The sequence below is a fragment of the Streptomyces cylindrosporus genome (genome assembly GCF_022698165.1).
Lineage (GTDB): Bacteria > Actinomycetota > Actinomycetes > Streptomycetales > Streptomycetaceae > Streptomyces > Streptomyces cylindrosporus.
This window is the reverse complement of the sequence record NZ_JALDAY010000007.1, coordinates 267,059-280,674: the sequence shown is the minus strand read 5'-3', so window position 1 is coordinate 280,674 and position 13,616 is coordinate 267,059. Positions and strand designations below refer to the sequence as shown.

The following is a 13,616-nucleotide window of genomic DNA, read 5'->3' as shown; positions in this document are numbered from 1 at the left end:
CGCTCAGTCCTCGTCGAGCAGCCCGATCTCGGCCCAGATCGTCTTGCCCTCGGCGGTGTGCCGACTGCCCCAGCGCTGGGTGAGCTGGGCGACCAGCAGCAGACCCCGGCCGCCCTCGTCGAAGGTCTTCGCCCGGCGTAGATGCGGCGCGGTGTGACTGGTGTCGGAGACCTCGCAGATCAGCGTCGTCGCGTCGTGGATCAGCCGGAGCCGGATCGGGTGGGCGCCGTACCGGATCGCGTTGGTGACCAGCTCGCTCACCACCAGCTCGGCGGTGAAGGAGGCCTCCAGCAGTCCCCAGACCTCCAGCTGCTCGACGACCTGCTTGCGGATGGGGGCGACCAGCGCCGGGTCGGCGGGGATGTGCCAGGTCGCCACCCGGGAGGCGGGCAGCCCGCGGGAGCGGGCCAGCAGCAGCGCCACGTCGTCCGGCGCGCCGCCCGGCGGCAGCAGGGCGTGCAGGATCCGGTCGCAGGTCTCGTCCAGCGAGTCGGTGTACGTGGCCAGCGCGTCGCACAGCATCCGGTGGCCGGCGTCCACGTCCCGCTCGCGGGACTCGATCAGCCCGTCCGTGTAGAACGCCAGCACACTGCCCTCGCGCAGCTCCAGCTCGGCCGACTCGAACGGCAGCCCGCCCAGGCCCAGCGGCGGCCCGGCGGGCAGCTCCACCTGCTCCGGCTCGCCGCCCGGCACCAGCACCACCGGCGGCGGATGCCCGGCCCGCGCCATCGTGCAGCGCCGCGACACCGGGTCGTAGACCGCGTACAGGCAGGTGGCCCCGACCTCGCCCGGGCTGCCCTCGCTGCCCGCCTCGGCGGACAGGCGGACGACCAGGTCGTCGAGGTGGGTGAGGAGTTCGTCGGGCGCGAGGTCTATGTCGGCGAGGGTGCGCACGGCGGTGCGCAGCCGGCCCATCGTGGCCGAGGCCTGGATGCCGTGGCCGACGACGTCCCCGACGACCAGGGCGACCCGCATCCCGGACAGGGGGATCACGTCGAACCAGTCGCCGCCCACCCCGGCGCGGGCGGCCGGGAGGTAGCGGGAGGCGGCGTCCACGGCGGCCGTGCGCGGCAGCGATCTCGGCAGCAGGCTGCGCTGCAGGGCGAGGGCGGTCTCGCGCTCGCGGGAGAACCGGCGGGCATTGTCGATGCACACGGCGGCCCGCGCGGTGACCTCCTCGGCGAGCAGCACGTCGTCGGGCGTGAAGGGGTCCTCGCGTCTGAAGCGGGCCAGGACGGCGACGCCGAGCGTGAGGCCACGGGCCTGGATGGGCACGGACATCGTGGAGTGGATGCCGTACTCCTTGATCCGCTCCAGCCGGGCCGGGTCCCAGGTGAGCCAGTCCTCGAGGTCGTCGGACTCGATCGTGGCCACGATGGTGTGGCCCGCCAGCAGCGAGTCGGCCTGCGGGGAGGGGGCCGGGTACAGGTCGACGTGCCCCGGCTCGACCACGGCCTCGGGGGTGCCGGTGTTGAGGGAGCGGTGTGCGGCGCGGCGCAGGCTGATCGGGGCGGTCAGCGGTCCGGCGAGGGGTTCGGCTCCGGCGTCCGGCGGGTCGAGCAGGTCGACGCTGACGAAGTCGGCGAGCGCGGGGACGCAGACCTCCGCGAGCTCCTGCGCCGTCCGGGTGACGTCGAGGGTGGTGCCGATGCGGACGCTCGCCTCGTTGACGAGCTGGAGCCGCTCGCGGGCCATGTACTCGTCGGTGAAGTCGTGCGCGGCCACGCACACGCCCCGCACCCGCCCCGTCGCGTCGGTGACCGGCGCCATGCGGGCCAGCCAGGCATGCGCCCGGACGTCCCCGCCGGCCGGCACGTGCGTCCGTACGTCGTGTCCCTGGCCGGTGGTCAGGACGCGCCGCAGATGGCGCTCGATGTCGGCGCTCTGCCGCCGGCCGGTCATCTCGAACACGCGCAGGCCGCGCACCCGCTCCTCGGGCAGCCCCAGGACCTGGGCCATGACCTCGTTCATCCGCCGCAGCCGCAGCCGCTCGTCGTAGATCGCCACGGCGCACGGGGACTGGAGGAGGCCGACCTGCTCCAGAGGATCGTCGGCCGCGCGCGGCGCGTCACCCTCCAGGGGCGTCACCACGAGCCAGCGCACCGGTCCGCCCTCTTCGGCCTCGGTGCGGTGCACGAGCAGCCAGACGGGGACCTCGCTGCCGTCCTGGTGGCGCAGCGTGACGATGCCGTGCCAGCGGATGTCCCGGGGATCGAACTCCGGACCCGGGGCCGTCCCGATCACCAGGTCCGCGGCGCGGCTGCCGAGGATCTCCGCCGCGGACCAGCCCAGCAGGCGCTGAGCACCGCCGTTCCACTCGACGAGCCTGCCGCTCGCGTCGATGACCGCCCGCGCGGTGGCGGCATCGTCGAACGGGTAGACCGGGCTCATCGTCGCCACTCCATCGTGCGCACTCACAGTGAACAGCCACTTCACCTGGGTCCCACCCTAGTGCTTCCCGGCCCGCCACGTTCGGAGAACCCCTGGCCGCACCCTTGACGATCCCGAGCAGCGCCCCGTCAGAATCTGTTTGTTCACGATCAGTTGTGAGTACTTCTGGGCCCTGATGAGGGAGAGCCGCCATGACGGTCACTCGCAGATCGGTTTTGATCGCCTCCACCGCCGCGCCCGCGGCCGGAGCGCTCCTCGCCACCCCGGCGGCCCGCGCCGCCGAGGCCGCCGGGAGCGCCGCCGGCCGCCGCACGGTCGCCCTGCGGGACGGCTGGCGCTTCGCGCTGGTCAACCCCGGCGGGATCACCGATCCGACCGGCGCGTACGCGAACGCCGCCGACCCCGGCCACGACGACTCGGCGTGGCGCGAGGTCGCGGTCCCGCACGACTGGAGCATCGAGCAGACCCCCACCACCGAGAACGGCACCACCAGCGGCACCGGCTTCTTCCCCGGCGGCCTCGGCTGGTACCGCCTCGCCTTCACCCTGCCGCCGGACCTCGCCGGCAAGCGGATCTCGGTGGAGTTCGACGGCGTCTACATGGACTCGTACGTCTACTGCAACGGCACCCAGGTCGGCCGGCACCCCTACGGCTACACGGGCTTCGCCCTCGACCTCACGGACCTGGTGCACACCGACGGCAGCACCGAGAACGTGCTCGCGGTCAAGGTGCAGAACCAGCTCCCGAGCAGCCGCTGGTACTCGGGCAGCGGCATCTACCGCGAGGCCCGCCTGGTGATCACCGAGCCGGTGCACGTGGAGCGCTGGGGCACGTACGTCACCACGCCGGACATCACCGGCGAGCGCGCCGTCGTACGGGTGCGCACCTCCGTGCTGAACGAGTCGGGCGCCGCAGGCCAGGTCGAGGTCCGCACCGCGGTGAAGGACCCCGACGGCCGTACCGTGGCCCGCGCCTCCAGCACGGTCGCGGTCACGGACAAAGCCGCCGAGACACACGAACTCACCGTCGCCAAGCCCAAGTTGTGGGACTTCGCGACCCCGCACCACCGCTACACCGTCGAGACCGAACTCCGCGTCGGCGGCAGGACCGTCGACACCTACCGCACCCCCTTCGGCATCCGCACCTACCGCTTCGACCCCGACGAGGGCTTCTCCCTCAACGGCACCTACAGCAAGATCAAGGGCGTCGACCTCCACCACGACCAGGGCGCGCTCGGCTCCGCCATCAGCATCGACGCCGTCCGCAGGCAGCTGACCATCATGAAGTCGATGGGCGTCAACGCCTTCCGCACCTCCCACAACCCGCCCTCGCCGCAGATCATCCAGGTCTGCGAGGAACTGGGCATCGTGATGATGGTGGAGGCCTTCGACTGCTGGCGGACCGGCAAGACCAAGTACGACTACGGCCGCTTCTTCGACGAGTGGTGCGAGAAGGACGCCACCGAGATGGTCCTCGCGGCCCGCAACTCGCCCGCCGTGGTGCTGTGGTCGATCGGCAACGAGATCCCCGACTCGACCTCCACCGCGGGGCTCGCGATGGCCGACCGGATCATCGGCGCGATCAAGGCCGCCGACGACACCCGGCCCCTGGTCATCGGCTCGGACAAGTACCGGAGCGTGCCCGCCAAGGGCTCGGCCGCCGACCTGATGCTGGCCAAGCTGGACGGCCTGGGCCTCAACTACAACACCGCCAAGTCGGTGGACGCCCTGCACGCGGCCTACCCGCACCTGTTCCTCTTCGAGTCCGAGTCCTCCTCGGAGACCTCGACGCGCTCGACGTACCAGGAACCGGAACACCTGAACACCGGCGAGAACCACACGCCCGGCAGACGGGCGACCTCCTCGTACGACAACAACCTCGCCTCCTGGACCATGAGCGGCGAGTACGGGCACAAGAAGGACCGGGACCGGAAGTGGTTCGCGGGACAGTTCCTGTGGTCCGGCATCGACTACATCGGCGAGCCGACGCCGTACAACGTCTTCCCGGTGAAGGCGTCCTTCTTCGGCGCGGTCGACACGGCCGGCTTCCCCAAGGACATGTACCACCTCTTCCGGAGCCAGTGGATCGACGAGCCCATGGTCCATCTGCTGCCGATGAGCTGGAACCACGAGGACGGCGACACGGTGGAGGTCTGGGCCTACTCCAACGTCGAGACCGTCGAGCTCTTCCTCAACGGCACATCCCTCGGCGCCCGGAGCTTCGACACGAAGAAGACCACTGACGGGCGCACCTACCTGGAGACCACCGAGGCGACCGGCGACGACAAGACCTTCACCAGCGGCCCCTACCCGGGCAGTTACACCAGCCCGAACGGCAGCGCGGGCAAGCTGCACCTGACCTGGAAAGTGCCCTTCGCGCCGGGCGAGTTGAAGGCGGTGGCCCGACGGGACGGTAAGGTCGTCGCCACCGATGTGCTGCGCACCGCGGGACAGCCGCACGCCGTACGCCTCACGGCGGACCGCAGGTCCCTTGCCGCCGACGGGCGTTCGCTGGTGTTCGTGACGGCGGACGTGGTCGACGCCCGGGGCGTGGTGGTGCCCGACGCCGAGCACCTGCTCACCTTCGCCGTCACGGGCGGCTCCCTCGCCGGGCTCGACAACGGGCGCGAGGAGAGCGCCGAGCGCTACCAGGCCACCACCCGAACGGCCTTCCACGGCAAGGCGCTTGCCATCGTGCGGTCCGGCACCGAGGCGGGCACGCTGAAGGTGACCGCGCGGGCCGAGGGGCTGCGGACGGGAACGGTGACCATGCGGACGATGCACGCCCGCTCGGTGGCGACCACCGCGCCGACACCGTTCGAGCCGGAGCACCCGGCCGCCCCCAACTACCCCTCCGCGGACGCCAGTTACTCCGGCCGCCCCGACACCCTCCCCGCCGCGATGCTCGACGGCGACCCGGCCACCGGCTGGTCCAACGCCTTCGCCAAGTCGGCCACCGCCCTGCTGCCCGCCTTCAACGGGGCCCGGCCGAAGGACTGGGTCTCCGTGGACTACGGCCGCTCCCGCGGCTTCTCCCGCGTCGAGGTCTCCTTCACCGTCGACGCGACCCACAGCCTGCCCGCCACGATCGACGTGGCCGTGTGGGACGGCCGCGCGTACGTGCCCGTCACGGGTGCGGCGGTCGACTGGGCCACCGCCTCCGACGCGCCGACCGTCGTCACCTTCGACGCGGTCAGCGGCTCCCGGCTGCGGCTGACGCTGACCAGCGCGCACCCGGGACAGGCCGTCGGTGCCGTGCGGATCAGCAAGCTGGAGGCACCCGCGAGCTGAGCCGGGCGTGACGGTCCGGACGGGAACGAGTCCCGTCCGGACCGTTGACGGAGTGTCATGCCTCCAACAAGCATGGCTGCGTCCGCATCTGGGAGCGCTCCCATCGCCGTGCGCCGGTGAGCGTCACCCGTACCTCCCTCCCGAGGAGCCCAGACGTGAAACGACGCAGAACCGCCCTGCTGAGCCTGACCGCCCTGCTGGGAGCGGTGCTCACCGCCCTCCCGGCAGGACCGGCGGCCGCCGACGAGGTGGAGCAGCTGAAGAACGGCACCTTCGACACCACCACCGCCCCCTGGTGGACGACCGGCAACGTCACCGCCGGCCTCTCCGACGGACAACTGTGCGCGGACGTCCCGGGCGGCACCGCCAACCGCTGGGACGCCGCCGTCGGCCAGAACGACGTCACCCTGGTCAAGGGGGAGTCGTACCGGTTCGCCTTCAGGGCGTCCGGCTCGCCCGAGGGGCACGTGGTGCGGGCGATCGTGGGACTCCAAGTGGCGCCGTACGACACCTACTTCGAGGTCAGCCCGCAGCTGAGCGTCTCCGGCGACACCTACTCGTACACCTTCACCTCGCCCGTCGACACGACCCAGGGCCAGGTCGCCTTCCAGGCCGGGGGCAGCGCGGACCCGTGGCGGCTGTGCATGGACGACGTGTCGCTGCTCGGCGGGGTCCCGCCGGAGGTCTACCAGCCGGACACCGGGCCGCGGGTGCGCGTCAATCAGGTCGCCTATCTGCCGTCCGGCCCGAAGAACGCCACGCTCGTCACGGACGCCACCACCAAGGTGCCCTGGCAGCTCAGGAACGCCGCCGGTACGACGGTCGCACACGGCTGGACCGTGCCGCGCGGGACCGACGTCTCCTCCGGGCAGAACGTCCACTCGATCGACTTCGGCGCCTACCGCAAGCAGGGCCAGGGCCTCACCCTGGTGGCCGACGGCGAGACCAGCCGGCCGTTCGACATCGGCACCGGTGCGTACGAGCAGCTGCGGCTCGACTCGGTGAAGTACTACTACACGCAGCGCAGCGGCATCGCGATCCGCGACGACCTGCGGCCCGGCTACGGCAGGGCGGCCGGGCACGTCGACGTCTCGCCCAACCAGGGCGACCACAACGTCCCCTGCCAGCCGGGCGTCTGCGACTACACGCTCGACGTGACCGGCGGCTGGTACGACGCCGGCGACCACGGCAAGTACGTCGTCAACGGCGGCATCGCCACCTGGGAGCTGCTGAGCACCTACGAGCGTGAACTGCTCGCGCGCACAGGGGAGTCGGAGAAGCTGCGGGACGGCACCCTCGCCATCCCGGAGAGCGGCAACAAGGTGCCGGACATCCTCGACGAGGCCCGCTGGGAGCTGGAGTTCCTGCTGAAGATGCAGGTGCCGGACGGACAGCCGCTGGCCGGCATGGCCCACCACAAGATCCACGACGAGCAGTGGACGGGCCTGCCCCTGCTGCCCAGCGAGGACCCGCAGAAGCGCGAACTGCACCCGCCGTCCACCCAGGCGACCCTCAACCTCGCCGCCACGGCGGCCCAGGCGGCCCGCCTCTACCGCCCCTACGACCGCGCCTTCGCCGCGAAGGCCCTCACGGCCGCCCGCAAGGCCTGGTCGGCGGCGCTCAACCACCCGACCATGTACGCCTCCGCGAGCGACGGCACCGGGGGCGGCACCTACGACGACACCAACGCGACCGACGAGTTCTACTGGGCGGCCGCCGAGCTGTATCTCACCACCGGCGAGAAGCAGTTCGCGGACTACGTGCTGGGCTCCCCGGTGCACACGGCCGACATCTTCGGCCCCCTCGGCTTCGACTGGGGCCGCACGGCGGCCGCCGGACGGCTCGACCTCGCCACGGTGCCGAGCAGACTGCCCGGCCGGGACAAGGTGCGCGAGTCCGTCGTCAAGGGCGCGGACGGCTACCTGTCGACGCTCAGGTCACAGCCGTACGGCATGCCGTACGCCCCGCCCGACAACATCTACGACTGGGGCTCCAGCCACCAGGTCCTCAACAACTCGGTCGTACTGGCGACGGCGTACGACATCACCGGCGCCGCCAAGTACCGGGACGGCGCGGTCCAGAGCATGGACTACATCCTCGGCCGCAACGCCCTGAACATCTCCTACGTCACCGGCTACGGCGAGGCCAACTCCCACAACCAGCACAGCCGTTGGTACGCCCACGAACTCGACCCCAACCTGCCGAACCCGCCGCACGGAACCCTGGCGGGCGGCCCCAACTCCTCCATCCAGGACCCCTACGCACAGAGCAAACTCCAGGGCTGCGTCGGCCAGTTCTGCTACATCGACGACATCCAGTCCTGGTCGACGAACGAGACGGCGATCAACTGGAACGCCGCCCTGGCCCGGATGGCGTCCTTCGTGGCGGACCAGGGATAGCGGCGGATCCTCAGGCTCCGGCCCACTCCCGCAGCAGCTCCTCGCGCTCCTCGCGGCGCGGGGTGCCGTCCGCGGCGTGGGCACGGCCCCAGGCGAGCAGCTCACCGACCCTCGACACATCGTCGGTGAGCCGCTCCAGGACGGCGCGGGAGAGGTCGTACTCGAGCGGCGTGTAGATGCCGCCGACGGCGGGGGAGAAGACGCTCACCTCCTCGGCCGCGTCGGCGGTCTCCACCCGTACGGTGAAGGCCGGCGGCAGTACGCCGTCACCGCTCACCAGCACGACCACCGAGTCCAGCGCCAGGGACGCCAGCCGCCGCGCGGCGGAGCGCACGGCCACGTCGGCGGCCTCGATCCGCCGTACCTTCTCCCAGCCCCACGAGGAGCCGTGATCGAGGCCGACGGTCTCGACGCCGGCCTCCGTCAGCCTGACCCCGGACGCCGCGCCGACCGCCTCGGCCCCGACGTACACGCAGTCCTCGGTGATCCAGAACAGGCCGACCATGGCCATCGGTGCCTCCCACGACGGTGCCGGCGGGTGAACGGCACTGCGTCACCCGGGTGTCGGTGTGTGAGACAGTCCTGGCGGCGGTCACGGTTGCACCGTCTCCCGCTCCTCCGCCTCGTCGGGCCGGTGCTCCACGAGTTCCCGGGGCCGCTCGTGCGCGGTGAGGGTGTGCAGTTCGGCCTGTGTCAGCGGCTGGTGCACCTCGACGTACTCGCCGTGCGGCAGCCGCTTGATCACGCCCGTCTCCCGGCCGTGCAACACCAGCTCCCGGTCCCGGAGTTGGAGACCCAGGCAGATGCGGCGGGTGACGACGAAGACGACGGCCGGGAGGACGAACAGCGCGACCCGGACCGTCCAGGTGACCGTGTTGATGGACAGATGCAGCCGGGTCGCCACGATGTCGTTGCCGCCGCCCGCGAGGAGGATCAGGTAGAGGCTGATCCAGGCCGCGCCGATCGCCGTGCGGACCGGGCGGTTGCGCGGCCGGTCCAGGAGATGGTGCTCGCGCCTGTCGCCGGTGACCCGCGCCTCCAGGAACGGGTAGACGCCGATGAACACCAGGAGCAGCGGGAAGACCACGACCGGGATCAGCACCCCGAGGACGAGGGTGTGGCCCCACAGGTTGATCTCCCAGCCCGGCATCACCCGGACCAGGCCCTCCGCGAAGCCCAGGTACCAGTCGGGCTGCGCGCCCGTGGAGACCTGGTCGGGGCGGAAGGGGCCGTACACCCAGACCGGGTTGATCGTCGCCACCGCGGCGACGATCGACAGGGCGCCGAAGACCAGGAAGAAGAAACCGCCCGCCTTCGCCAGGTACACCGGCATGAACGGGGTGCCGACGACGTTCCGTTCGGTCCGCCCGGGGCCCGCGAACTGGGTGTGCTTGTGGTAGACGACCAGGATGAGGTGCGCCAGGACGAGCGCCGCCATGATGCCGGGGATCAGCAGGATGTGCAGCGAATAGAAGCGGGCCACGATGTCATGGCCCGGGAACTCGCCGCCGAACAGGAACATCGAGAGATACGTCCCCACGATCGGCACCGACAGCAGCGCGCCGTTGACGAAACGCAGGCCCGTGCCCGACAGCAGGTCGTCCGGCAGCGAGTAGCCGAACAGGCCCTCGAACAGGCCGAGGAAGAGCAGCGTCCAGCCGAACAGCCAGTTCACCTCGCGCGGCTTGCGGAACGACCCCGTGAAGAAGTGCCGCATCATGTGCGTGAGCATCGCGGCCACGAAGACCAGCGCCGCCCAGTGGTGCAGCTGCCGGATCAGCAGCCCGCCGCGCACGTCGAAGCTGATGTCCAGGGTGGAGGCGTACGCCTCGGACATCCGCACGCCGTTCAGCGGGACGTAACTGCCGTGGTACGTCACCTCGTTCATCGACGGATGGAAGAACAGGGTGAGGTAGATGCCGGTCAGGACCAGGACGACGAAGCTGTACAGGCAGATCTCGCCCAGCAGGAAGGACCAGTGGTCCGGGAAGACCTTGCGCAGGTACTTGCGGCCCAGCGTGTGGATGCCGAGGCGGCCGTCCAGCCAGTCGGCGACGCGCTCGCCCCGGCCGGGGTCGGCTGCCCTGCCGGGGGTCTCGGTGGTGGTGCTCACTCCGCCTCCTCGGTGTCCTCGGCGCTCTTGTGCACATGCGTGAGCTTGTCGGGGTTGGTGACGATGTAGACGCCGCTGACCCGGTCGCCCTCGGGGGTGAGGTCCATGACCATGACGGCGTACGGGGAGTCGCCCTGGAACAGCACGGCGGCGTCGTCGCCGTTGACCCGGCGGTAGCTCAGGTCGAAGTGCTGCCGGTCGCGCCGGGTGGTGAACGAGGTGATCAGACGGACCACCTTGTCCCGGCCGTGCACCGGGCGCAGCCCCGCCGCCCGGCGCCTGCCGCCGCCGTCCGACCACACCGTGACGTCCGGCGCGAGGATCTCCATCAGCTCGCCGATGTCCCCGCCGAGCGCGGCCCGCACGAACCGCTCGGTCGCCTCCCGCCGCACCCGCGGATGCGCCCGGTACAGCGGCCGCCGGGCGTGCACATGGTCCCGGGCGCGGTGCGCGAGCTGCCGTACCGCCGCCGGCTTGCGGTCGATGATGTCCGCGATCTCGGTGTGCGGATAGCCGAACACCTCGTTGAGGACGAACACCGCCCGTTCCAGCGGGGTCAGCGACTCCAGCACCACCAGCATCGCCAGTGACACGGACTCGGTGCGCAGGGCCGGTTCCTCCGCCGTCCGGTCGTCGGCGACCAGCGGCTCCGGCAGCCACGGGCCGACGTAGGTCTCCCGGCGGCGGCTGATCGTGGCCCGGCGCTGGAGGGCGTGGTTGACGGCGATACGGACCAGATAGGCCCGCGGATTGGCGATGCCGTCGGTGCCCCGGGCCGACCAGGACAGCCAGGTGTCCTGCAGCACGTCCTCGGTGTCGGCGACGCTGCCCAGCATGTTGTAGACGAGGCTGAACAACAGCTCCCGATGGTCCAGGAAGACATCGGTCGCCTCGTCGGTCGCCCGGCTCTCGGACATGTGTGGCCTCCCCGCTGTCGCGCTCACAACTGGGAGGGGACAGGGGGGTCCGAATGTGACAAGGAACGGCCTGTATGTGACCTAGCTCTCACGGCGCTCGCCCCGTGTCACACTCGCCGGCCGCCCGGCCCTCTTGAACGCGAGTCCGGAGCAGTCACTCCGACATCGCGATCGAGGTAGCAGACCGATGAGCATCGACTTCACCGCCATGTACGCCGCCCATGACGCCTTCCGCCGGGACCTGGAGCGCCTCGCGCGGGCCGTCGACGACGGCCGGGCGCACACTCCCGGGGTCCGCGCGGGATGGGAGAACTTCAAGCACCAGCTGCACATCCACCACACCGCCGAGGACAGCGACCTGTGGCCGCGCACCCGACAACGCCTCGCCGGCCGCCCGCGCGACCTGGCCCTGCTCGACGACATGGAGGCCGAGCACTCCCGCATCGACCCGCTGCTGGCCGCGGTCGACACCGCGCTGGCCGAGCGGACGCCAGAACTGCCCGATCTGGTACGGGCGTTGACGGCCACCCTCGACGACCACCTCAAGCACGAGGAGGACGCCGCGCTGCCGCTGATGCAGGACGTCCTGACGGCCGCGGACTGGGCAGCCTTCACCGGCCGCATGCGCGAGGTCCAGGGCCTGCGCGGAGCCGCGGTGTTCGTACCGTGGATCGTGGACGGCGCCCCGGCACCCGACCGATCCGCGTTCCTGGCAGCCATGCCACCACCGGTACGGATCCTCAACCGCCTGTTCTGGGAGGGAAGTTACAGACGCCAAGGGTTCTGGGGAGCCACCTGAGCAGCAGCGCCCCAAAGGGGCGCGGGGAACTGCGCGACCAGCCCCCACCGGCCCGCAGATCCATCACCACTCTTCCAGCGTCACGCATCATGGAAAACGAGCCCCAGCGAGCGCCGATGGCCAGAGCGCACCGTACTCACCCCATGCCGCATGCCCCCAGCCGACCAGCCGCGCACCGTCCGCACCGGCCGGTCCCGGGTCGTGAAGACCAGCCCGTGGCCCTGCCGGAGTGCGGTCGCGGTACCCCGGGACTGGGCCCGCGCACGCTGCTCGACCATCAGGAACTCGCCGCCCGTGTAGTCACCGCCGTACTCGTCGAGGCCGACCACCACCTGGAGCGGGAAGACCAGCTCGCCGAACACGTCCCGGTGCAGCGCGTTCCAGTCGCCCTCGGTGTAGCGCAGCAGGATCTGCGCCGACCGGTCCTGCCCGGCCGCGTGGCAGCGCTCCAGCCACTCCTCCAGGGAGTCCGGCCAGGGCGCCGGACGGCCGAGCCGGGCCGCCCAGTCCCGCGCGATCGGCAGCAGCCGCGGGTACAACGCGGCGCGCAGGGCGGCCACCGGACCAGGCAGCTCATGGGTGAAGTAGCGGTACTCGCCGGAGCCGAACCGGTGCCGCGCCATGTCGACCGTCGTACGGAACAGCTCCGGCTTGTCGTACAGCGCGGCCAGGTCACGGCACTCGGCGGGTGTCAACAGCCGCCCGGTCGGCGCGCTGCCGAGCGCGTCGAGCTCGGTGGCGAGCGCCGCCCAGTCGGTCTCGGCGACGCGCCGGCGGGCCTGCGTCAGGGTGGGGGTCATGACAGCTCCAGCATGGGCTGCAGCGCACCCTCGTGCGTGAGCAGCCGCACCTTGGTCTCCACGCCGCCCGCGTACCCGCGCATCGAGCCGTCGGCGCCGATCACGCGGTGGCAGGGGCGGACGAGCAGCAGCGGGTTGGCGCCGACCGCGGCACCCACGGCCCGGATCTCGTCGCGCGGCACACCGAGCCGCGCGGCGAGTTCGCCGTACGTCGTCGTGCCGCCGTACGGGATGTCGTCGAGCGCCCGCCACACCCGCTGCTGGAACTCCGTGCCCACGGGCGCGAGGTCCAGCTCGAAGCGGGTGAGCCGACCCGCGAAGTAGTCGGCCAGCTGCCGGGCGGCCTCGCCGAAGGCCCCGTCGTCGCGCCGCCACCCGGCACCGACGACGGGCGCGTTGCGCTGCCCCGGCAGGGACAGCGAGACGAGGGCGGTGCCGTCGCCGACGAGGAGCAGCTCGCCCACCGGACTGTCGATCGTCGTGTACGCCGTGTACGTCGTGTGTGTCGTCATGGCTTCAGTCTGCTGCGCGCCGCGGCCCGCGACCGGCGGGATTCGGACGTGCACCTCGGCCGGGTCGGGCGCCGTAAGGTACCACAGCACAACCACCCTGAGCAGGGAGTATTTACGAGTAAGTACCCCGGCGGTACCGTGAAGGCATGCCAGCTCTGAATGTGGAGTTCAGCGATCGCGAACTAGAGGACCTGCGCCAGATCGCCAAGGAACGCGGTACGTCGATGAAGGCGCTCGTGCGGGAGGCCGCCGCGGCGGACATCGCCCGGCACCGGGCGCTGCAGGAGGGCGCGGAGGAGTTCCGCCGCTTCTTCGCCGCGCACGCCGACGAGTTCGCGGCCGCCTTCCCGGACGACGAACCAGCGGGCGCGAGCGAGGGGCGGGTCGCCTGACCG

Annotated in this window: 10 protein-coding genes; 4 read left to right on the top strand and 6 right to left on the bottom strand. The window is 71.3% G+C overall.

Annotated elements, in window-relative coordinates; all coding sequences use genetic code 11:
- Positions 1-3: 3 nt before the first annotated feature.
- Positions 4-2,391: a SpoIIE family protein phosphatase gene (locus MQP27_RS23900; protein WP_242767399.1), complete on the bottom strand. Its 2,388-nt coding sequence runs from the start codon at positions 2,389-2,391 to the stop codon at positions 4-6.
- A 191-nt stretch (positions 2,392-2,582) separates the two neighbouring features.
- Between MQP27_RS23900 and MQP27_RS23895 the strand changes: the two genes are divergently transcribed.
- Both MQP27_RS23895 and MQP27_RS23890 read left to right on the top strand, forming a co-directional pair.
- Entirely contained in the window at positions 2,583-5,681 is a 3,099-nt protein-coding gene (locus tag MQP27_RS23895) for a glycoside hydrolase family 2 TIM barrel-domain containing protein (RefSeq protein WP_242767398.1), read from the top strand.
- 155 nt (positions 5,682-5,836) lie between these two features.
- Positions 5,837-8,080 (top strand): glycoside hydrolase family 9 protein, encoded by a 2,244-nt coding sequence (locus tag MQP27_RS23890; protein ID WP_242767397.1) that lies wholly within the window; start codon positions 5,837-5,839, stop codon positions 8,078-8,080.
- A gap of 10 nt (positions 8,081-8,090) precedes the next feature.
- Here MQP27_RS23890 and MQP27_RS23885 read toward each other — a convergent pair whose 3' ends face one another.
- The 3 genes from MQP27_RS23885 to sigJ all read right to left on the bottom strand — a co-directional run bounded on the left by MQP27_RS23885 (position 8,091) and on the right by sigJ (position 11,110).
- The gene (locus MQP27_RS23885; protein WP_242767395.1) at positions 8,091-8,591 is read right to left on the bottom strand and encodes a hypothetical protein; all 501 of its coding nucleotides are present in this window, start codon (positions 8,589-8,591) and stop codon (positions 8,091-8,093) included.
- An 81-nt stretch (positions 8,592-8,672) separates the two neighbouring features.
- Positions 8,673-10,193, bottom strand: a complete 1,521-nt coding sequence (gene qcrB / locus MQP27_RS23880; protein ID WP_242767394.1) for a cytochrome bc1 complex cytochrome b subunit — start codon at positions 10,191-10,193, stop codon at positions 8,673-8,675.
- Complete coding sequence (gene sigJ, locus MQP27_RS23875; protein ID WP_242767393.1) at positions 10,190-11,110, bottom strand: RNA polymerase sigma factor SigJ; 921 nt, start codon at positions 11,108-11,110, stop codon at positions 10,190-10,192. The genes qcrB and sigJ overlap by 4 nt, the downstream gene beginning before the upstream one ends.
- A gap of 187 nt (positions 11,111-11,297) precedes the next feature.
- Between sigJ and MQP27_RS23870 the strand changes: the two genes are divergently transcribed.
- Positions 11,298-11,909: a hemerythrin domain-containing protein gene (locus tag MQP27_RS23870; RefSeq protein WP_242767392.1), complete on the top strand. Its 612-nt coding sequence runs from the start codon at positions 11,298-11,300 to the stop codon at positions 11,907-11,909.
- An 80-nt stretch (positions 11,910-11,989) separates the two neighbouring features.
- Here the strand turns inward: MQP27_RS23870 and MQP27_RS23865 are convergent, their stop codons facing one another.
- Positions 11,990-12,709, bottom strand: coding sequence for a 2OG-Fe(II) oxygenase (locus MQP27_RS23865; protein ID WP_242767391.1), 720 nt, complete (start codon positions 12,707-12,709; stop codon positions 11,990-11,992).
- Positions 12,706-13,221 (bottom strand): methylated-DNA--[protein]-cysteine S-methyltransferase, encoded by a 516-nt coding sequence (locus MQP27_RS23860; protein ID WP_242767390.1) that lies wholly within the window; start codon positions 13,219-13,221, stop codon positions 12,706-12,708. Before MQP27_RS23860 ends, MQP27_RS23865 begins: the two co-directional genes overlap by 4 nt.
- 146 nt (positions 13,222-13,367) lie before the next feature.
- On the opposite strand from MQP27_RS23860, the gene MQP27_RS23855 reads away from it, so the two are divergent.
- Entirely contained in the window at positions 13,368-13,613 is a 246-nt protein-coding gene (locus tag MQP27_RS23855; RefSeq protein WP_242767388.1) for a hypothetical protein, read from the top strand.
- The last annotated feature ends 3 nt before the right edge of the window (positions 13,614-13,616 follow it).

Bases quoted from the DNA above. Each gene is read 5' to 3' on its own strand.
- MQP27_RS23865 (WP_242767391.1), bottom strand. From the start codon at position 12,709: ATGACCCCCACCCTGACGCAGGCCCGCCGGCGCGTCGCCGAGACCGAC.
- MQP27_RS23885 (WP_242767395.1), bottom strand. From the start codon at position 8,591: ATGGCCATGGTCGGCCTGTTCTGGATCACCGAGGACTGCGTGTACGTC.
- MQP27_RS23860 (WP_242767390.1), bottom strand. From the start codon at position 13,221: ATGACGACACACACGACGTACACGGCGTACACGACGATCGACAGTCCG.
- MQP27_RS23900 (WP_242767399.1), bottom strand. From the start codon at position 2,391: ATGAGCCCGGTCTACCCGTTCGACGATGCCGCCACCGCGCGGGCGGTC.
- sigJ (WP_242767393.1), bottom strand. From the start codon at position 11,110: ATGTCCGAGAGCCGGGCGACCGACGAGGCGACCGATGTCTTCCTGGAC.
- MQP27_RS23895 (WP_242767398.1), top strand. From the start codon at position 2,583: ATGACGGTCACTCGCAGATCGGTTTTGATCGCCTCCACCGCCGCGCCC.
- MQP27_RS23855 (WP_242767388.1), top strand. From the start codon at position 13,368: ATGCCAGCTCTGAATGTGGAGTTCAGCGATCGCGAACTAGAGGACCTG.
- MQP27_RS23870 (WP_242767392.1), top strand. From the start codon at position 11,298: ATGAGCATCGACTTCACCGCCATGTACGCCGCCCATGACGCCTTCCGC.